17 protein-coding genes are annotated in these 19,327 nt (G+C 56.5%); all 17 read left to right on the top strand.

All coding sequences use genetic code 11. The annotated features are described in order from the left end of the window. The first annotated feature begins 51 nt into the window (after nt 1-51). The 17 genes from ACFSX3_RS28135 (at nt 52) to ACFSX3_RS28055 (ending at nt 19,316) form a co-directional block, all read left to right on the top strand. Nucleotides 52-2,427, top strand: coding sequence for an ATP-binding protein (locus ACFSX3_RS28135; protein WP_209992569.1), 2,376 nt, complete (start codon nt 52-54; stop codon nt 2,425-2,427). Nucleotides 2,428-2,429: 2 nt separating this feature from the next. Continuing rightward, nucleotides 2,430-3,002 carry a DUF4255 domain-containing protein gene (locus ACFSX3_RS28130; protein WP_209992568.1) on the top strand — a complete coding sequence of 191 codons (573 nt, stop codon included), beginning with the start codon at nt 2,430-2,432 and terminating at the stop codon, nt 3,000-3,002. 214 nt (nt 3,003-3,216) lie between these two features. Continuing rightward, nucleotides 3,217-4,755, top strand: coding sequence for a phage tail sheath family protein (locus ACFSX3_RS28125; protein ID WP_076083186.1), 1,539 nt, complete (start codon nt 3,217-3,219; stop codon nt 4,753-4,755). Nucleotides 4,756-4,778: 23 nt separating this feature from the next. Next, nucleotides 4,779-5,222, top strand: a complete 444-nt coding sequence (locus ACFSX3_RS28120; RefSeq protein WP_019910188.1) for a phage tail protein — start codon at nt 4,779-4,781, stop codon at nt 5,220-5,222. 146 nt (nt 5,223-5,368) lie between these two features. Then, nucleotides 5,369-5,737, top strand: coding sequence for a hypothetical protein (locus tag ACFSX3_RS28115; protein ID WP_209992567.1), 369 nt, complete (start codon nt 5,369-5,371; stop codon nt 5,735-5,737). Then, nucleotides 5,734-5,919: a DUF6760 family protein gene (locus ACFSX3_RS28110; RefSeq protein WP_209992655.1), complete on the top strand. Its 186-nt coding sequence runs from the start codon at nt 5,734-5,736 to the stop codon at nt 5,917-5,919. Before ACFSX3_RS28115 ends, ACFSX3_RS28110 begins: the two co-directional genes overlap by 4 nt. Nucleotides 5,920-5,930: 11 nt before the next feature. Next, complete coding sequence (locus ACFSX3_RS28105; protein WP_209992566.1) at nt 5,931-6,407, top strand: phage tail protein; 477 nt, start codon at nt 5,931-5,933, stop codon at nt 6,405-6,407. After that, a complete protein-coding gene (locus tag ACFSX3_RS28100) occupies nt 6,407-7,960 on the top strand; it encodes a hypothetical protein (RefSeq protein WP_209992565.1) in 1,554 nt (517 codons plus the stop codon). Before ACFSX3_RS28105 ends, ACFSX3_RS28100 begins: the two co-directional genes overlap by 1 nt. Next, on the top strand, nt 7,960-8,571 hold the full coding sequence (locus ACFSX3_RS28095; RefSeq protein ID WP_036733360.1) for a CIS tube protein: 612 nt from the start codon (nt 7,960-7,962) through the stop codon (nt 8,569-8,571). The genes ACFSX3_RS28100 and ACFSX3_RS28095 overlap by 1 nt, the downstream gene beginning before the upstream one ends. 12 nt (nt 8,572-8,583) lie before the next feature. Continuing rightward, nucleotides 8,584-9,627 carry a phage late control D family protein gene (locus tag ACFSX3_RS28090; RefSeq protein WP_209992564.1) on the top strand — a complete coding sequence of 348 codons (1,044 nt, stop codon included), beginning with the start codon at nt 8,584-8,586 and terminating at the stop codon, nt 9,625-9,627. Beyond that, nucleotides 9,624-10,343 carry a phage baseplate assembly protein V gene (locus ACFSX3_RS28085; RefSeq protein WP_209992563.1) on the top strand — a complete coding sequence of 240 codons (720 nt, stop codon included), beginning with the start codon at nt 9,624-9,626 and terminating at the stop codon, nt 10,341-10,343. The genes ACFSX3_RS28090 and ACFSX3_RS28085 overlap by 4 nt, the downstream gene beginning before the upstream one ends. A gap of 15 nt (nt 10,344-10,358) precedes the next feature. After that, nucleotides 10,359-10,754 carry a PAAR domain-containing protein gene (locus ACFSX3_RS28080; RefSeq protein ID WP_209992562.1) on the top strand — a complete coding sequence of 132 codons (396 nt, stop codon included), beginning with the start codon at nt 10,359-10,361 and terminating at the stop codon, nt 10,752-10,754. A gap of 3 nt (nt 10,755-10,757) precedes the next feature. After that, nucleotides 10,758-11,153 (top strand): GPW/gp25 family protein, encoded by a 396-nt coding sequence (locus ACFSX3_RS28075; RefSeq protein ID WP_036733369.1) that lies wholly within the window; start codon nt 10,758-10,760, stop codon nt 11,151-11,153. Further along, a complete protein-coding gene (locus tag ACFSX3_RS28070) occupies nt 11,153-14,806 on the top strand; it encodes a putative baseplate assembly protein (protein WP_209992561.1) in 3,654 nt (1,217 codons plus the stop codon). Before ACFSX3_RS28075 ends, ACFSX3_RS28070 begins: the two co-directional genes overlap by 1 nt. Nucleotides 14,807-14,828: 22 nt before the next feature. Further along, a complete protein-coding gene (locus ACFSX3_RS28065) occupies nt 14,829-15,701 on the top strand; it encodes a hypothetical protein (RefSeq protein ID WP_209992560.1) in 873 nt (290 codons plus the stop codon). Beyond that, complete coding sequence (locus ACFSX3_RS28060; protein WP_209992559.1) at nt 15,698-16,447, top strand: phage tail protein; 750 nt, start codon at nt 15,698-15,700, stop codon at nt 16,445-16,447. Before ACFSX3_RS28065 ends, ACFSX3_RS28060 begins: the two co-directional genes overlap by 4 nt. 28 nt (nt 16,448-16,475) lie before the next feature. Further along, a complete protein-coding gene (locus tag ACFSX3_RS28055; protein ID WP_209992558.1) occupies nt 16,476-19,316 on the top strand; it encodes a tail fiber domain-containing protein in 2,841 nt (946 codons plus the stop codon). The last annotated feature ends 11 nt before the right edge of the window (nt 19,317-19,327 follow it).

Raw genomic sequence — 19,327 nt, 5'->3', positions numbered from 1 at the left:
AACTTACTTTATATATGAACAAGAAAATATAGAGTGAGGACAGAATTGCCGATGAAATTCAAAAAATTGGCTAGAAGCTATCGAAAGGAATCAGCGGAAGGTGCTGACAGTGTGGAACGGGTCGAAGCAGCCGAGATTGACACAGGCGTTGCAACTCCTTCCGCTTCCGCTCACGAAGCAGCAGCTTCTGAAGCAATTTCCAGATCAGCAGCCCCCCGACAGGAGAGCGGCGAACCCGCTCCGCCCTACAACTCCAACCAAGAGCATCTCACAGAAGAGCTGCAACTGCTGGAGCTCCGGCTTAAGCTCAGGTACCTTGAGGGACCGCAGCCGCACGCAGAGCTGGAGCTTGTGGACGAGGAGATCCGCAGTCTGCTGGATGTCCAGCCGGAAGATGAACGTTACATCAATCTCTTAACAGCGGAAATCGCTCATCTGGAACGGCAGATCGCTGCCAGACTGAAGGCAAGCTTCCACCCATCCGCAGGGCAGCTATCCAGTCCCGCTCCCAGGCTCATGCTGCCGGAGGTGGCTTCTGTACTTAACCTGTCAGGGCTGGAGGTAAGCATCCTGGTGGCTTGTCTGGCGCCTGAGCTGGACGGCAAGTACGGGCGAATCTATGCCTACCTGCAGAATGATATGTCGGATAAGCGCCCTTCGGTGGGTTGGGTCCTGGAAGTATTCGCCGGGGTAGAGGAGGAGCAGCAGGCGGCCCGTCTGCTGTTCGATGCGAATGCGCCGCTGATGAAGCTGCTGCTGGAGCGAAGAGGGGAGTACGGCGACAGCCGCATTCCGCTAATCGCCCGGCCGCTGAAGCTGGAGGATTGGGCGGTGAATCTGCTGCTCGGCTATGAGGTGCTGGATGAGCGCCTGACGAAGGCAGCGAAGCTTAGCACGGTGCCCCTTCCGCAGCAGTCCCGTTTCCCTGCTGAGCTGGAGCAGAAGCTGCTGCGGTTCGTGAAGCATTACAGCAGCAGCGGGGCCGGCAGCTCCGGCAGCTCTCGCAGCCTGCTATACGTCAGCGGGCCGGACGAGGCCGTGAAGCTCGGAGGTATCCGCGAGGTCTGCGGCACACTGGGACTCTCTGTGCTGGTTGCCGACCTGGAGAAGCTGCTGCGCCCTGAGGCTGATTTCAGCGAAATGCTGAAGCTGCTTGGACGGCATGCGCTGCTGATGAAGACGGCCCTCTGCTTCACCGGCTTCGACAGCCTGGTGACAGAGGATGACCGTTACAGCCTGCAGATCCGGCTCCTCATGGAGATGCTGGCCGCCTGCGCACCGCTGACATTCATCCTTGGAGAAGCGCAGTGGGGGATCAGCTTAACCGGAATTCCGCTGAATTTCATGCAGATGGACTTGCTCTTTCCGGATGCGGCGGCCCGCAAGGCCGCTTGGACTGCCTTCGGTAAGGAGTATAAGCTGTCTCCGCAGATGGAACTGGATGAAGTCAGCGGCAGCTTCCGCTTTACGGCAAGCCAGATCCGGGCCGCGCTGAACGGCGGTGAGAACATCGCCGTCTGGAATGGCTCCAGGGAGAGCGGGATCAGCATGAAGGATCTCTACCAAGCCTGTTACTTCCAGTCCAGCCGCAGAATTCAGGCACTGGCCTCGAAGGTCCAGGCCATGTATACCTGGGACATGCTGGTGCTTCCCGAAGAGCAGCTGAATCAGCTGAAGGAAATCTGCCGTCAGGTGAAATACCGTGCACTCGTGTATGGAGAGTGGGGATTTGCAGGGCGGCTGTCACTCGGAAGAGGGCTGAACATCCTCTTCTCGGGGCCGCCAGGCTCCGGGAAGACGATGGCGGCCGAGGTGATTGCGACAGAGCTGAGCCTGGAAATCTACAAGATTGATGTCTCGCAGATCGTGAGCAAGTATATCGGGGAGACCGAGAAGAATCTTTCACGGATTTTTGATGAAGCGGAGACCTCGAACGCCATTCTCTTCTTCGACGAAGCGGATGCCTTGTTCGGCAAGCGCTCCGAGGTCAAGGATGCGCATGACCGGTATGCGAATGTGGAGATCAGCTACCTGCTGCAGAAGATGGAGGAGTACACGGGAATTGTGATTCTGGCGACCAACCTGAATCAGAATCTGGACGATGCCTTTGCCCGCAGGCTGCACTTCAAGCTGGAATTCCCGTTCCCGGAGCAGCAGCAGCGCGGCCGGATCTGGCGGGGAATGTTCCCGGCGGGAGCGCCCCTTGATCCTGGCCTGGATTATGGCTTCATGGCGGAGAAGTTCATTCTTGCCGGAGGCAACATCAAGAACATTGCCTTGAATGCGGCCTTTTATGCGGCGCATGAGGGCTGTTCCATCGGGATGAAGCAGATCATGCTGGCGGCCAAGCGGGAGTATCTGAAGCTGGGCAGAACCTTTTTGCAATCGGATTATGCGCCCTATCACACACTGATCGAGGTGAAATAAGCATGGCCGTGGATACAGGTACGGTAATAAGAGATGTCAGCACCAGCCTGAAGGCGCTACTGAAGGCGCATGTGCCTGAGCTGAACGATGACAGCTTCATCAGCTTCGGCTCTCCGAGTGACATTGACAGCTCAACGATGAAGCTCTCAATGTGTTTGTATTATTTGAGCCATAGCCCAAGTATGCGCAACAGTGAGAAGGAAGGGATCGGCGGCACGAACGAGTTCATGTATCCGCCGGCTTATCTGGATCTGTACTATCTGCTCACGCCTTATGCCAAAGACAGGGAGACCGAGCAGCTGATCCTGGGCCGGATCTTTCAGCTGTTCCATGAGCATCCGGTGCTTAGCGGCAGCGATCTGCGGGGCAACCTGGCTGAATGCGGCAATGAGAAAATCCGAATCTCCTATAACAACCTGACGATTCAGGATATTAAGCAGCTGTGGGAAGTGTTCCCCGGGAAGCCGGCTAAGGTGAGCCTGTCCTATCTGGTGTCGCCGGTACGGCTGCCTGCGGATAAGACGATCCTGATCCCGCGGGTTGAGGTGAAAGAGCTGGGCGTTCATCCCCTGTAGTCAGGCTGGGAGAGACTGCTTCTGTGAAGGGAGTGATTCATGGAGGGAATGACATGCAAGGCACCCGTTCAAGCGGATATTCCGCAGACAAAGGCAGCTGTGCCTAACCGGATTGTGTAAGCTGACCAACCTATGTTTATGCTTCCTTAGCCAGTTTTGCCGAAGGTTTCTCTCAGAAGCAGAAGCTAATTAAACTTTTTTAGGAGGGTAAGAGATGGCAAATTATTTATCGCCAGGCGTGTATGTGGAGGAAGTCTCAAGCGGGGTCAAGCCGATTGCCGGTGTGGGCACCTCAGTCGGGGCCTTCGTCGGAATCGCAGAAAAAGGGGTCATCGGCAAAGCGGTACTGGTCACCAACTGGAGCCAGTTCGTCAATGAGTTCGGCCAGTTTATTCCGAATGGCTATCTGGCTTATGCCGTGTATAACTTTTTTGCGGAAGGAGGCACCTCCTGCTACGTAGTGAGAGCGGCATCCACCGATATCCGGCCGGCTTCACTTGCGGTTCGCGATACCGATAATCTGGATTTATTCAAAGTAGTTGCACGTTCGGAAGGGGAGTGGGGCAACCGGATCTCGGTCAAGATCAGCCCGTCCTCCAACAAGCAGCAATTTGGCTTCAAGATGATTGTGCAGTATTTGCTGGACAGTGATTTCAATGATGAATACAGCGGAGAAGACGAAGAGGGCAAGATCGTAGAAATCTTCGACAACATGCTGCTGATCAATTTTGAAGAGAAGGTGAATCAGGTATCCGCCTTCGTCAGTGTGAAGCCCCTGGTGGACCTGACCATTCTGGAGAATATGGAGAAAACGCCGGCGTTCAATGAAACAGCCCTGTCTCTCAGCGGCGGTGTGAACGGGATGTCCCCGATTGACTTCCTGGGGGATGCGGTCAAGCGGGCCGGTATCCACGCGTTCGATACGATTGACGGCATCAACATTGTAGCAGCTCCAGACCTTGCAGATATGGCGTACAGCCGAGGCACCATCCTGGATATGCTGAACTACTGCAAGCTGAGAAAAGACTGCATCTTCATCGTAGATCCTCCGCATGGCTTAAGCCCGCTGGAGGTCAAGGATTTCAAGGAGGGGGCGGGCGATTATTCGGGCAATTCATTCAATACGTCCTACGGCGCCCTGTACTATCCTTGGGTCTATATCAACGATCCGCTGACCGGGAAGCAGAAGCTTGTGCCGCCGTCCGGGGCGATTGCCGGCACGTATGCCTATGTCGATGCCGTTCGTGGTGTCCACAAAGCACCGGCAGGCACCACCGACGGCTATCTGGATTCCGTAGTCGGGATTGAGAAGATCATTACCAAGGCGGAGCAGGAGCTGCTGAATCCAGGCGGCATCAACGTGATCCGCTCCTTGCCGGAAGGCATCTGTGTCTGGGGAGCCAGAACGCTGTCCGCCGATTCGGAATGGAGTTACGTCAACGTCCGGCGGCTGATGATGTACATTGAAGAATCGCTGGATGAGGGCAGCCAGTGGGTCGTGTTTGAACCGAATGATCCGAGCCTGTGGGGCAAGGTCAAACGCAATCTTACTGCCTTCCTGACCCGGGTATGGAGAGACGGTGCGCTCTACGGAACTACGCAGGAAGAGGCCTTCTTCGTCAAAGTGGACGAGGAGAACAACCCGCCTGCCGTGCGGGATGCCGGCCAGCTGATTATCGAAGTGGGTGTAGCCCCGGTCAAACCTGCTGAATTCGTAGTCATCCGGGTCAGCCAGAAGACCTTATCCAAATAAGAGAATGAGAGGAGATTTATCCTATGGCAACCGGCAAAAGATTAGACCCTTACCGCAATTACCGCTTCCGCGTTGTAATTGACGGCATTCAGACCGCAGCCTTCGCAGACGCAACGATACCGGATACATCCACAGAGGCTGTGGACTACCGGGAGGGCATCGATGCTCCGCATGCACGCAAGCTGTCGGGCTTGACCAAATTCGGGAATATCACTTTGAAAAAAGGTCTGACTGACTCCCTGGAGCTCTACAACTGGCGCAAGTCGATTGAGGATAAAGGCGCGCTGAAGAACCGCAAGAGCTTGTCTATCATCCTGGTGGATGAAGAAGGCAATGACAAGGCGCAGTGGGATATCCTCGAAGCCTGGCCGATCAAGTATGATGTCAGTGCTCTTAGCGCCAAAGGCAACGAGGTCTCTGTCGAGTCGATGGAGCTGGTGCATGAAGGGGTTCGCAGAGTGAAATAGCTTCCCGTTCTTCGTCATCGTCACTGTGGATGTGATGCGTTACGCCAAAACATGAGATGGCCGGTATGGACATCATATTCATGGCCGGGGATGCCGTAAGGAAGCGAAGACATGAGGATGGTCTAGAGGAGGAAGTGAGGGAGATCATGGAACTATTACAAACTGAATTCAGCTTCACCCTGCCCAAAGGGTACGTGGATGAAGCGGGCACGCTGCATAAGCAGGGGATCATGCGTCTGGCTACCGCAGCCGATGAGATTACACCGCTACGGGATTCCCGGGTTCAGCAGAACCCTGCGTATCTGGCAGTCATTCTGCTCTCCAGAGTGGTCACCGGACTGGGCGGACTGGGCATGATTACACCGAGAGTCATCGAAGAGTTGTATACCTCGGATTTCGCTTATCTGCAGGATCTGTATAACCGGATTAACCAGAACGGAAGTAATGCGGTTCATGCGCAGTGCCCCAAGTGCGAGCAGCGCTTTGAGCTTGAACTGGAACCGCCGGGGGAATAGTCGGCTACCCCCTTGACCGCCTCTACGAGGAGGTAGCCTTTCTGACCTACTATCTGCACTGGGACTATACGGCGGTGCTGAACCTGGAGCACGCTGAACGGGACCGCTGGTGCAGTGAAGTCAGCCGGATCAACCAGAAGCTGAGTGGCGGGGAAGAGCAGAAGAACTTCTTTGAGGCTTAGGAGAGGATAACATGAAGGCAAATATGCTAAATATCGGCGCGAAAAGTAGCTGGGTGCCCGGGTACCGGGAAGATCCCTTTCTTGCTTTTAACTTCATCGTGGAAATTGACGGGATCTCCGTGGCCGGATTCTCTGAGGTCTCAGGCCTTAGCGTGGAGACACAGGTGGAGCGCAAAACCTTCGGCGGCGAGAATCATAAGGAGTTTGTGTTCCTGGGACCGACCAAATACTCGGATCTGACGCTGAAAAACGGGGTTACGAATGATGAATATCTGTGGAACTGGTATCAGAATGTGGTGAATGGGGTCATCCGGCGGCGCAGCGGGTCCATCTGTCTCTTGGATCATTCCGGCACACCCAAGGTGTGGTGGAACTTCATCGAAGCCTGCCCCATCAAATGGGAAGGGCCGGCGTTCAACGCCAGCAGCAGCGCGGTAGCCGTCGAGAGTCTGGTTCTAACTCATAACGGTCTGCATAGGTACCGGTAATGAGCCGGAGCATTCGGAGCACGGCGGCTCCTGCGAATCAGAAGCAGACCGAGTTCATTCAGTCGATTCTGGCAAAATACGGCCTGACCCGTTGGCGGAGCAAGCTGAATAGCCTGATCCTGCGGCACAATCCGCTATATGCTGCGGGACCGGAAACATTGCCGCGTACGGACATGGTGACCAACCATATCCATCAGACATTCTATTATCCGGCAGTACCAGAGAAGGTACAGGCGGGACCGGCAAGCCGCATCCTGCTGATTACTCAAAGCGGGAGCAGGGCTGGACTAAGCGCCCCGTCCTCTCCCCCTGGACAAGCAGCAGATATGTCAAGCGGGCTTCATACAGCAGTCGGAAGACTTGATTCGGTACAGGTGCTGCAAGAGAGAGTCTGGAAGCATAGAAGTAATCAACATCAGGTAACAACGGATTATCGTATCAAAAATGCAGCGGTTTATACGGTTGAACCTGTAACTGCTCAGCCTGCCGTATCAAGAACGGTGCAAGTATCTGCGCCGTCCGGGTCGTCTATTCTGAAGCCGCAGCCTTTAGGCGTTACAGCCGAAAGAAGCGGTGGAGACCGGCAAAGCAGAGGCGAACTGCTGGATGCATCTGTCCTTCCAGGGAAGCAAGACAGGATTACAGGCAGACTGGCCTATGCAGTCCATCATCCGCAGCAGATGGTGCAGGTGATGCAGCTGTTGCGGACCTATGGCCTTAAGCAAGAAGTGGAGAGCGGAGCGGACGCGCAGCCCTTGAGGCAGAAGTCCGGGCATCCGCTACCGGCACAAGCATTGAAGCATATACGGGAGGCCGTCTCAGGCTCAGCCGGGACCGCTGTGGAAGCACAGCTTAAGACTCTAACCCTAAGCTTCAAGCCCGGTAACCCGCGGCTTCCCGATTCAAGCGTAAATGCAAGTCTTCAACTCGGCTTAGGTCAGCAGCTGACGGCAACCCTTGAGCAGTTAGAGAGCAGGCAGGAGCTTCTGAGCCCGCTGCTCGCAGCCGTTAGTACGGTTCATCAGAGGCAGCCGATGAAGTCATTGCAGCTGGCGCAGCCGCATATCTTGCTGCCGCTTGGGGGCGCGTCAGGTGCACCAGCTGCGGCCAGGCAGGCGGCTTCCGCGCGAATGGCCGCAGCCGGAGGCCGGGCAGCTCTAAGAGGGCCGGGGCCTGCGGCTCCGGTGGAGGATGGCCTGATCTACGCTGCAGACAGGGCAGAGCTTCCGTCCGCCCCGCAGCGAAGAAGACCGGGCAGTCCGCTTAGGGGAACAAGCCCTGGTTATGAAGCGGACCTTCAGCCTGCCGCCAGCCATAGCCGCCTGGTGCTGCGGAAGCCTGAAGCGCCCCGCGCGGCTCTGCCGGAGCCCGTGCAGCAGCAGCTGGAGCGGGTGCTGCAGGAACACGCGGCCCAGCCTCATGCACAGACCTTCGCCAAGGCCGCTCCACCGCCGGCCATAAATGCAGCGGAGCTGAATCAGCTGGCTGAGCGGGTCTATCAGGTGCTGGAGAAGAGAATGGCAATACGCAAGGATCGGAGGGGGCTAAGATAATGGCGGAGAAAGCGAAGATCATTCCTCTGGATTTGCCCGTGGGTGCCATTGAGGTGATGTTCAACCCCAATGAGTACACCGTTTCTTTTGAAGGCAAATATACCGGGGAGAAGAACAACAAGCAGTTCCAGATTACAGAGACACCGGAGTTCAAGGTCTCCTTGTTCTACGATACCTATGAGCAGCGCAAGGATGTCCGCAAGAAGACCCGGCAGCTGACCTCGCTGCTTGATCCCAAGGTCAGCGGCAAAAGCACGAAAAAACCGCCGGTGTGCATGTTCGTCTGGGGCGGCTTCACGTACCGCGGCCTGCTGAGCAAGATTGAGCAGAAGTTCACGATGTTCATGGATAACGGCACGCCTGTCCGCTCGCTGTTGGATGTGACCTTTATTACGGATGAGCCGGACAAGTCGGTGGAGGACAGCCAGGGCCTGAATGCCTGCCGGAAGCTGTGGGTGGTCAAAAGCGGGGACCGGCTGGACCTCATTGCGAATGAGGCGCTGAAGGAGCCGCTGGCCTGGCGCAGAATTGCCGAGCTGAACAGGATTGTCAATCCGGTTGGCTTTCCTGGCAAAAACGATATCGGGAGAACTCTGGTTATCCCGGATTAAGGCGGGGATTGCATGGGCACCAGTGTAGCAAATTACAAAATTGAGCTGAACGGAAGCAAGCTGTCCGCTGAACTGACAGCGGCGGTGGAAGGCGTCACGCTGGAGGATGAGCTTAATCTGCCGGCGGTATTTTCCATCCAGATGAATATGGTGAATGCCGGAAGCGGCATGTGGCGGGGAACCGATCTGAGCAGCATCAAGCCGGGCGACCAGTTGAAGCTCTCCCTTGGACTCGACCAGCCGGTGCCGATGATCAGCGGGGAGATTACCGCGCTGGATCTGAACTTTGCGGAGCACTCGGTGCTGGATATACGCGGATATGATCTGCTGCACAGGCTGCGTATGGGGACGAGGAGCAAGGCATTTTTGAAGAAGAAGGACAGTGATATTGCTGCGGAAATCGCCAAGGAGCATGGATTGACCCCTGTGGTGGAGGATACCGGAACAGTCTATCCCTACCTCTTCCAGAATAATCAGAGCAACTACGAATTTCTGCTGGAGCGGGCAGCCCTGCTCGATTATGAGCTGTTCGCGGCAGACAAGAAGCTGCATTTCGTCAAGTCGCGGTCCGTGAAGGCCCCGGTGCTGCCGGAGATGAGCTTCAAGAAGGATTTTGAACGGCTGAATCTGGAGCTGAGGGCTCTTACCCGGGGGAGTAAGGTGACGCTTAAGGGCTGGGATGTGAAGGAGAAGAAGGAGCTTGAGGCTATCGCTAAGAGCGGAGAAGAGACGACCAGGATGGGCGGGAAGGAAGGCGGCTTCTCCATCAGCACCGCAGCGGTCGGGGAATCACCGATTGTCATTATGGCCGAGAATCTGCTGGATATGAACGAAGCCAAGGTGCTGGCCGCCGCCGCTTACAACAGCCGTCTGCGCGAGTTCATTGCCGGTGAAGGCATGTGCTGGGGGAACCCGAAGCTCCGGGCCGGGCAGACTGTGAAGCTGATGGGTCTGGGCGAGCGCTTCAGCGGCATTTATTACATTGTAGCTACAGTTCACAAGATCGACAGCAAGGGCTATACCACGACGTTCAAGGTGAAGAGGACTGGCCTATGAGTGAAGGACCCGGAATTAGCAATTTTATGGACAGCATCATGAATGAGGGACGGATTTTCGGTGTAATGGTGGGGATTGTCATCAATAATGACTCGGCGAACCATGCGGATAAGCCTGGGCCCGGACGGGTGAAGGTGAAGATCCCGCTGATGGGGATGCCGGAATCCAACTGGGCGCGAATGGCGTCCTGGATGGCCGGGAAGGAGCGGGGAGCCTTTTGCCTGCCGGAGGTGGAGGATGAGGTACTGGTAGCCTTTGAGAACGGGGATGTCAACCGCCCTTATATCATTGGCTCCTTGTGGAATGGACAAGACCTGCCGCCGGAGACCAACAAGGACGGCAAGAATAATATCCGCCTGTTCAAATCCCGCAGCGGGCATGTTCTGCAGTTCGCCGACACCAAGGGGGAAGAGAGCATCACGCTTACCTCCGCCAAGGGCCACGTAATCAAGCTGGATGACAAGGGCGGTGCGGAGCAGATCCGGATTAGCGACAAATCAGGCAAGAACCGGATCATCCTGGATACCAAGGCGAATAAGGTGTCGGTATCCGCCGGTGCGGATATTGAAATCTCGGCGGGAGGCAAGCTGGCCCTGTCCGCCAAATCCATTGAAATGAAATCATCGGCGGGCACTGCCATCGAAGCCTCAGCCGGGATGGAGGTCAAAGCCGCCGCCAGTATGACGATCAAAGGGGCTACGGTCAACATTAATTAGAGAGGGGGTGCCTCGATGGGACAGCCAGCAGCGAAGCAAGGGGACCGGATTCTGGCAACCGATACGCATATCGTCATGCTTCCGGCCGGCGGGGGGCTGGTTCCCACCCCGTTGCCGCATCCCTTCACGGGGATTCTGGACGGTGCGCTGAGCACGAATGTCAAGATTATGGGGCAGCCGGCAGCCACCATGGATTCTACGGCTACGAATACGCCGGCCCATGTTCCGCAGGGAGGCCCGTTTCAGAAGCCTCCGACCAATAAGGGGACCATCAGCGCCGGAAGCACAACTGTATTTATCAACGGGAAAAAGGCTGCCAGAAACGGTGATCCGGCGCTGACATGCAATGATCCGGCCGACCTTCCGGCAGGGAAAGTGTCTGCGGCGGGGACGGTCTTAATAGGAGGCTGAGAGATGGAAGTTGTAGATTTTTTGGGACGGGGCTGGACGTATCCGCTCGCTGTCCAGCGGGGCAGTCTCCGATCCTCCGGTGGAGAAGACTCCATCCGGGAATCGATCATTCTGATTCTGTCAACGGCCCGCGGCGAGCGGGTCATGCGGCCGGATTTCGGCTGCAGACTGAACGAGCTGGTGTTCTCACCCAATACCATGAGCACCGCAACCTTGCTGCGAAGCTTCATTGAAGAAGCCTTGCAGAACTGGGAGCCGCGCATTGAAGTGGACGACATTACGGTCACCCCGCGTTCGGACCGCTCCGAGCTTGAGGTGTCCATTGACTATTCGATCAGGGCCAGCAACAGCAAATATAATCTGGTCTATCCATTCTTCCTTGAAAGCGTGGGGAAATAATGCCAAACCAAATGCCTATTATTGATAAACGGGATCAGGAACAGCTGGTTCCCGAGCTACGACGTTTAATCTACCAATACTGCAGCCGGGAATGGACGGATGTGCCGGAGCTTGAGGCAGACAAGAAGGCAGATGCGCTGGTCCATATCTTCACCGGGATGATGGGCAAAGTGATCAGCCGGCTGAATCAGGCGCCTGCGAAGAACTTCACCTCCTTCCTGAATCTGATCGGCATTCATCCTACTCCGCCCCGTGCTGCCAAAGTTCCGCTGCTCTTCCGGCTGAAGCCGGATGCGGACAGCTATAACACGGTTCCGGCCGGAACCCGGGTATCCGCCCAGCCGGAGAAGGGGGCGGAGGTGGTTTTTGAGACAGACAAGGATTTGACCGTCATTATGGCGCAGCCCGTCCGGGCGGTGAGTCTCGAGCCGGAGGAGGACCAGTGGAGCAATCAGGATGATCTGGTTGCCGGGGGACCTGCCGGCAGACCTGCCCGGCTGTTCAGGGGCGATTCGACAGTAGTCCACAGATTGTATCTTGGACATACAGAGCTGTTAGGATTCCAGGAAGCGGGCAGCAGCTTATCGGTCTATTTCAACAAACCGGATGAAGCCGCTCTGAGCAAGGCCGCGCCGGGGCAGGACAGAACCGGGGATCTGCTGAACCATATTGACTGGTTCTGTTTCGATGAAGAAGGGAATTCTGTGCAGCTGTATCCTTCCTCGATAGCTGAAGCGGAAGAGGAAGAGAATGCTCTGTGGAGGGCAGTGGTCCGGTTTGACCGGCTGACTGGCGTGCATACGAAGACGCTGGCGGGGTACGGATCGTCCGGGACGCTACGGGAATGGCCGGGCAAATGGATCTTCGCCGAGCTGAAGAAGCCTATAACCACCGGAGTGCTAATGCCAGATATCGAAGATATCCGCCTGGAGCTTAACGTGGTGAGTCCGCAGCCGCTCCCGCCGGATGTGACGGTGAATAACGGGAACCTGCTGGATATGGGCAAGGATTATTATCCGCTGGGGGACAAGCCCAGAATCAACGATACGTTCTATATCGCCTGCGGCGAGGCCTTCTCGAAGCCGGGTGCCCGGATTACGCTGAGGGTGGAGCTGTCAGAGCCGGAGATCAGCAAGCTGCCGGACACACCGTATGTGAGACTTGGCTGGGAATATTGGAACGGGCAGGAATGGCTTGCGATCACCGGTCTTGAGGAGAGAACGGACGAAGGCGGTGCAGCTGATGGTGGCGCTGCCCTCCGTGCGGTCAGCAGCCTTACTGCCAGCGGAACGCTGAGCTTCGTCTGTCCGGGTATCCAGAAGCTGACGCTGGGCGGTGAAGAGCAGTACTGGGTCCGGGCCCGCATCACCGGCGGGAATTACGGCGAGGATGCGAAATACGAATATCAGGATGAAGAGGTCAAGCTGGGAGAGGGAAGCATCAATGTAGCCAAGCTCAAGGTAACCCAGGCGACTTACGCACCGCCCTCCATCCGTAAGCTCAGTATTGCCTACTGCTACACGCTGGAGGCGCACCCGCAGACCGTACTCACAGAGAATAACTTCAGCTTCGCCGACAGGTCGGCGGCCTGCCGGAACGAAGGCGAGTATTTCAAGCCCTTCTATCCGTGCGCTGAGACGGAGCCGACCTTCTATCTGGGCTTTGACCGTGATATCAGCGATTTGCCCGTGTCGCTCTTCTTCCCGCTAACCGGTGAACAGCTGGGACGTCCGGTGGTGGCGTGGGAGTATTGGGACGGCAGAAGATGGCTGACGCTCAGCGTGAGTGATGAGATCAGAGGCTTCACCCGCAGGGAGATACTACAGTTTGCCGTGCCGGGAGATATTGCGAAGCGGCCGCTGTTCGGCACGGAGCAGTACTGGATACGTGCCCGGCTGGATGAAGGCCGGTTCGAGATTGTTCCGCAGGTGGATGCCATTCTCGCTAACGCGGTCTGGGCCCGCAATTCCAATACCGCTGCGGGAGAGCTTCTGGGCTCCAGTAACGGTGAAGAGAATCAGATCGTTCAGTTGTCCAAAATACCCGTGCTGCCCGGTCAGCTTCTCAAGGTCCGAGAAGCCACCGGTCAGGGGGCATGGATACCGTGGGAGGAAGTCAACACATTCTCCGTATCCGGTTCAGATTCAAGGCACTATATGCTGGACAGAAGCACCGGAATGATCATGTTCGGGGATGGACGGAGCGGCATGATTCCGCCTATGGGCACAGACAACCTCCTGTGTGACTACAAGCATGGCGGCGGGACGTCCGGGAATGTGGCCACAGGCTCGGTAACGCGGATATGGGACAGCTACAGCTGGCTGGATTCCGTAACGAATCCGGTGGCAGCGGACGGCGGCTTCGATCAGGAGGAAGCAGAGCAGGCCGAGCTTCGCGGGCCGCATACGCTGAAGAGCTGGAACAGGGGCGTCACCGCTGAGGATATGGAATGGCTGGTGCGTGAGGCGATGCCTCAGATCGCCAAGGTGAAATGTCTCAGCGCTATGAACCGGGAGCTGGAATTCACTCCGGGTAGAGCCACACTGATTGTGGTGCCGGAGACAGACGATCCGAGGCCGGTCCCGAGCCAGGAATTGCGCAGTGAGATAGAAGCCTATCTGTGCGAACGGATCTCGGCCCCTCTGAACACTGCCGAGCCGGGAATTGAGGTCATTGGCCCGGACTATGTCCGCACTGCTGTGGAGGCAACCGTAGTATATACCTCTCCAGACCAGCGGAAGGTAGCCGAGGGCCGGATCATTGATAACCTGAAGCAGTTCTTTCATCCGCTTAAGGGTGCAGACGGGAACGCGGGCTGGGAGCTGGGACAGAACCTGTATGTCTCCGAGGTCTATGCCGTGATTAAGCAGACGCCGGGTGTTGACTATGTATCGGATGTGCTCGTCAAGGCTTCCGTTCAATGCTTCACGCTGAAGCTGGAGCCGCTTGAGAACGGGCCGTATAAGCCCCAGGCCGCCTATCCGAAATATAGCCTAGTCCGCTCTGAGGACAACGCGCTTCAATTTGCCCTTGCTGAGCCGGTGGATGCCGGGGATGAAGTGAAATCGCTGGTGCTCAGAGGATTCAAGGAGAACGGAATCATCAGGCTCCGCTACAGATCCCGGAAGCCGGTGGAGCTAATTGTTCTCTCCATTGACGGTGATATGCTCGAATGCCAGACCCTTGATGAAGAACCGCTTGCCGAGAGCTATCCTGAGGGCAGCGATCTGGAATTTGAACTCACGGATGATCTGACGGTCCGGACGTATATCCTCAATAGGCTGGATTCGGGGTCGGTAACCTTTGTGGTGAAGACCGCCGTATTCGAGGAGAAGGATATCGTCTTCCTGAGCCGGACGGATGAATACATCAACACTACACCGCTCAAGATCCGCACCATCGGCAGCGGCAATATTCATCTGGAAGAGGATGAGCTGATCTGCGGCGGGCTGCATCTGGTGAACAAGCCGGAGGAGCATCCTTTTCCGTATCTTATGGATAAGCGTGCAGACCTGATTCATGATCTGACCGCAACCACGGCAGCGTGCGGGCTGGAGGCTATCCGCATGCAAGAGCGGAGGTATCTGACGGGGCTGTCCGGCATACCGGATACCGTGGCACGGTGTCCGTATTGTAATGCCTTGGAGCCGTAACTACAGAAAGGAGGAAGAACCTATGCCGCTTCCAGTATTGAAGCTCGATGATCTTGGCTTTGACCAGCTTGTGGCCGATGCCACTGCGCTGATTCCGCTCTACGATCCGGAATGGACGAACTATAATCCCTCCGATCCCGGCATTACGCTGGTGGAGCTGTTCGCCTATTTCACGGAAATGGTCCTCTACAGGCTTGACCAGGTGACAGATGAGAGCAAGCAGCAATTCCTCAAGCTGCTGGGTATCACCCTGGAGGACGGAGAGGAGCTGGCCAGCGGAATATCCCGCGGAGCGAAGCAGTTCTCCGAATGCTACAGGGCTGTGACGGCAGAAGATTACCAGCTGCTGGCTAGGCAGAGCCTGCTGGATATCCCGGGGATTCAGAGCACGTATCCCGACCTTGCGGTCCGAACGCTCTGTCTGATTAATACGGATATGGAGAACGGCACCGGGCGGGATAAAGAAGCCTTCGGGCATGTGTCGGTGGTTCTGGTGCTCCAGACTGCGAATCAGCAGGATCTGCGCAGAGACATGACGGAGATCAAGCAACAGGTTAAGGCCTTCCTGGAGAAGAGCAAGCTGCTGACGACCCGTGTCCATGTCGTTGAGCCTGATTACCGGGACGTTGTGATCGAAATGACGGTTGCCGCCGGGAATCAGAGCATCGGGAGCATCGTGAACGACAGCATTGTACAGTTCCTGGACCCCGTTAACGGAGGGGAACGCGGACAGGGCTGGCTTCCGGGGAGGAAGCTGTACGCCTCGGATCTGTATCATCTGGTAGAGGGAATCGCCGGCATTGATCATGTGACCAGCGTGAACCTGGACTCGCCCGACCTGTTGCCGTTCCAGTTATTTAAGCTGAAGGACCTGAAGATTGAGGTGGAAGCATGAGCAAGACGGACGGGTACAGTTATGTGGAGTATCTCCCCCGGGTGTTCCAGCAGAAATCGGGGGAGTCCGATGAACAATTTTTTCTGGGACGGTTCCTGAAGGCCTTCGAAGCCATGCTCTCCGGCAATACGGGGACGGCAGGCGCGGAATCTGTGGGAATGGAGGCCTTGCTGGACGGATTGCATCAATACTTCGATCCGAAGACGGCTCCCTCACAGTTTCTGCCCTGGCTTGCAGGCTGGGTGGGTCTCCAGTTGGCCGAAGGCGTAGAGTATGACGGTGAGGAGGATAACCTGGAGCGTACGCTTGCCCCTACGCAGATTCTTCCGCTTGCGGACACACGCAGCACCGTTAACCGCAAGCTAATCAGCAGCATCGTCCAGCTCTACAAGAAACGCGGAACCCTGGGCGGTCTGGCCGAATATTTGCAGGTTCACGCCGGTGAAGAGGCGGCCATCCGTATCTATAGCTACGAGGAGCCTGTCCGTCTCGGTAATGCCCGGCGTATAGGCATCAATACGATGGTTGGGGCGGCCGAGCCGAGCTACTTCTCCGTCCATATCATCCTTCCGGCATACAGCCGGAGCCTGCTGCAGCAGAAGGTGCGGAATCTGCAGGAGGTGATCCGGAAGGAGCGGCCCTTTTACACCAATTCCAGCTTGAATATTGAAGTCCCGTCTATGCGTCTGGGGGTCTATGGGCGTGTGGGGATGGAGACCTTAGTCGGGGGTATGACAGAGCAATAGAGATTATAGATCGGGAGGCAAGCGAATCATGGGAAAAGAATTAAGAAGAATGAGCTACTTCGACGGGCTCTTCCTGAACGCTGAGGATTACAAGCTCGATCAGGAGTTTCACCTGCGTCTGCAGCGGCTGCATAACCGTTATCTGCATACCTGGGGGATTGTCTGCGGGCTCAAGGTACTGCCCTCTGCGAAGCCGGGGGAATCCATGAAGGTGAGCATTGCAGAGGGGCTGGCCCTGAATCTGGTGCTGGTCAAGAACGGCGACAAGTATGAGAGCATCAGCCAGGAAATCCTGATCTATGAGGGGCATCCGGATAATCCGGTCAACCTCTCCGAGTATAACGCCAATGAGAATATCTATATCTGGGTCAGCTATGAAGAGGTAGGGGCTGAACGCAGCATTGAGCGTGGACAAGGGGAGCAGATCCATGTCTGGGAGCGGGGGAAAATCAGTCATGGGACCACTAGGCCTGAGGGTACCGACACGATCCTTCTGGCCCGGGTGGTTCCCCGCACCGATGGGGCGGGCATTACCATCGACAGTACATGTATTTACGATTACGACAGCGATGCGGCCCGGACGCCCTTAAGAACCTATGCCGGTGCCGCTGGCAAGAAGCTGGTCACGGAGAAGCTGGTGATCCCGGTTCAGAGTGAAGACAGTATGGACAGCGCGGGGCTGAGTGAAGCCGTTCTGGCAGCGATGCCGTCCATGTCTGCGCTGCAGGCTGGTAAAGTACTCGAGATCAGAGCTCCTGAGACCCGCTTCACAGGGGCTATGAGCGTTGCCGGAGCGTTGACGATTGAGGGCGAGCTGATTCTGAAGAGCAAGGACAAGGCCCAGAGCGAGATGCGGATTATGAACAGCTTCGTTGAAGTGAACAGTCCCAACACGGATGATCCGAACTATGTATTCCCCGGTGCGCGTGATGGCGGTCTGGAGGTATACCGGGGCGACGAGGGCAAGCATGATGCGCGGATCGTCTGGGTGGAGGAGGATAAATGCTTCAAGGCCGGGATCGGCAACGATCTTAAGAAAATCGCCTACGGCAACGAGTGGGACAGCCTGATTAAGTCTGAATTCGCTGATCTGCTGCACCGGCACAGTAAGCTGTCTTCATCAGCAGGCCAAAGCTTCGGCTTCACCGGGGCAGGCAAGCTGTACAGTGATGCCGATCTTGCCCTGCAGGACGACAGAATCCTGCTGCTGAAAGGGACGAACCCCGATACGGTTGACCATTCGCATGGCCTGGGGTGGTTCGGAGCCGGAAAGCCCTTTGCGATGGCAGAGTTGGATGGTCCGGTATTATTTGGCGGCAGCGGCGGGGCACTAGGCACCCGGACGGTTAACGCTGATGGCTCCCATACAGATAAGCAGGCGCTCTCCTGGAATAAGAACGGCTATGTCGGCATCGGACCGCAGAAGGTACTGGAGGATTCGCTGGATGTCGAGGGCAGCGTCCGCCTGCTCAGCGGCCGGAACCCCCTTCGCTTCACCTCTGCCTGGACGGGCTTTCCCGATAAACAGATGAACGGTGCGGAGATCTGTAACGATACTACAGACTACAAGGCGCTGATGATAGTCGGCAATAACTCTGCCGGGCAGAAGAGAAAGGTCGCCATCTGGGACCGGTTGGATGTGAACGGATTTCTGTATGTGAACGGCACAATGCAGGCCTCCCAGGAGATTATTCCAAGCACGGGGAACGGGGAGCACAGCGGCATTATATTCCCGGCCAATCCGGGCGGGGGCGGAGCGGACCAGGCGTGGATCAAGTACTATCCCCGTACAGGCGAGGATTGCACGCTGGAGATCGGCACCTCCAATGACAGGAGTGACCATATCTCCCTGATAGCATCCGGCAACGTAGGCGTCGGAACGCTGCAGCCTGCGGACAAGCTGGATGTGGCAGGGGAGCTGCGTATCCTGAGCGGCCAGAATCCGGTCCGCTTCACCTCAGGATGGACAGGCTTCACAGGTCAATCTGTTAATAACGCCGAGATCAGTAACGATACCACGAACTACAATTCATTGATGATCGCGGGAAACGGGAAATCAGGAGCCCGCAGAGTCTCCATCTGGGATAACCTGGATGTGAATGGCTCCCTGCAGGTGAAGGGAGGGGCATATATTGGCGGCGACCTTGAGATTAAAGGCAGCATCAAGACAGAGGTGTTCAACTTCGCCGGCAAATTCAAAAAACTGGATGTGGCTGAGGAATTCGCCGCCGTTGTACGCTGCGCTGATTTCTACATCGGCTATCCCGGACGCCGCGGGGCACCCGGCCGGGCGCTGGTCGATAACGGCAGCCATCTGGTGCTCAATTACGGCAACGACTGGTCCTATGCTTCTGTCCACAGCAGCCTGGAAGTGAGAAATGCCCTGATCCCGAGCGCGGGCAGCGGCAACAACGGGATTATCTTCCCGTCCGATCCCGGGGGCGGCAGCGGCGATTCGGCCTGGATCAAGTACTATCCCTCCAGCGGGGAGAACTGCGTGCTGGACATCGGAGTCTCTAATGATGCCGGCGACCGTATCTATCTTCATGCCAGCGGCGGGGTCTATGCCAACGGTAGCATGTACTGGTGGTCTTCGCGCGAGCTGAAGGACAATATTGCCGACATTCCGGTTAAGGAAGCGAAGCAGCTGCTGGACGGGCTAAACCCGGTCTCTTTTAAATACAAAGGAAGCACTAAGCAAAAGACACTCGGCTTTATTGCAGAGGAAGTGCCAGCCGTTCTGGCCGATCCAGATCAGCGGGCGATCAGCGGGATGGATATCATTGCTGTGCTGACCAGCGTGATGAAGGATCAGCAGAAAGCGATCACAAGAATGCAAAAACAAATCGACACCCTGCAGGGTGCCTAAACCTTAGGAGG

Origin of the sequence: Paenibacillus rhizoplanae, from assembly GCF_042684125.1 — a bacterium.
In the GTDB taxonomy this organism is placed as follows: Bacteria; Bacillota; Bacilli; order Paenibacillales; family Paenibacillaceae; genus Paenibacillus_AQ; species Paenibacillus_AQ rhizoplanae.
The sequence above is the reverse complement of the archived record's forward strand: the minus strand, read 5'-3'. Positions and strand labels throughout refer to the sequence as shown.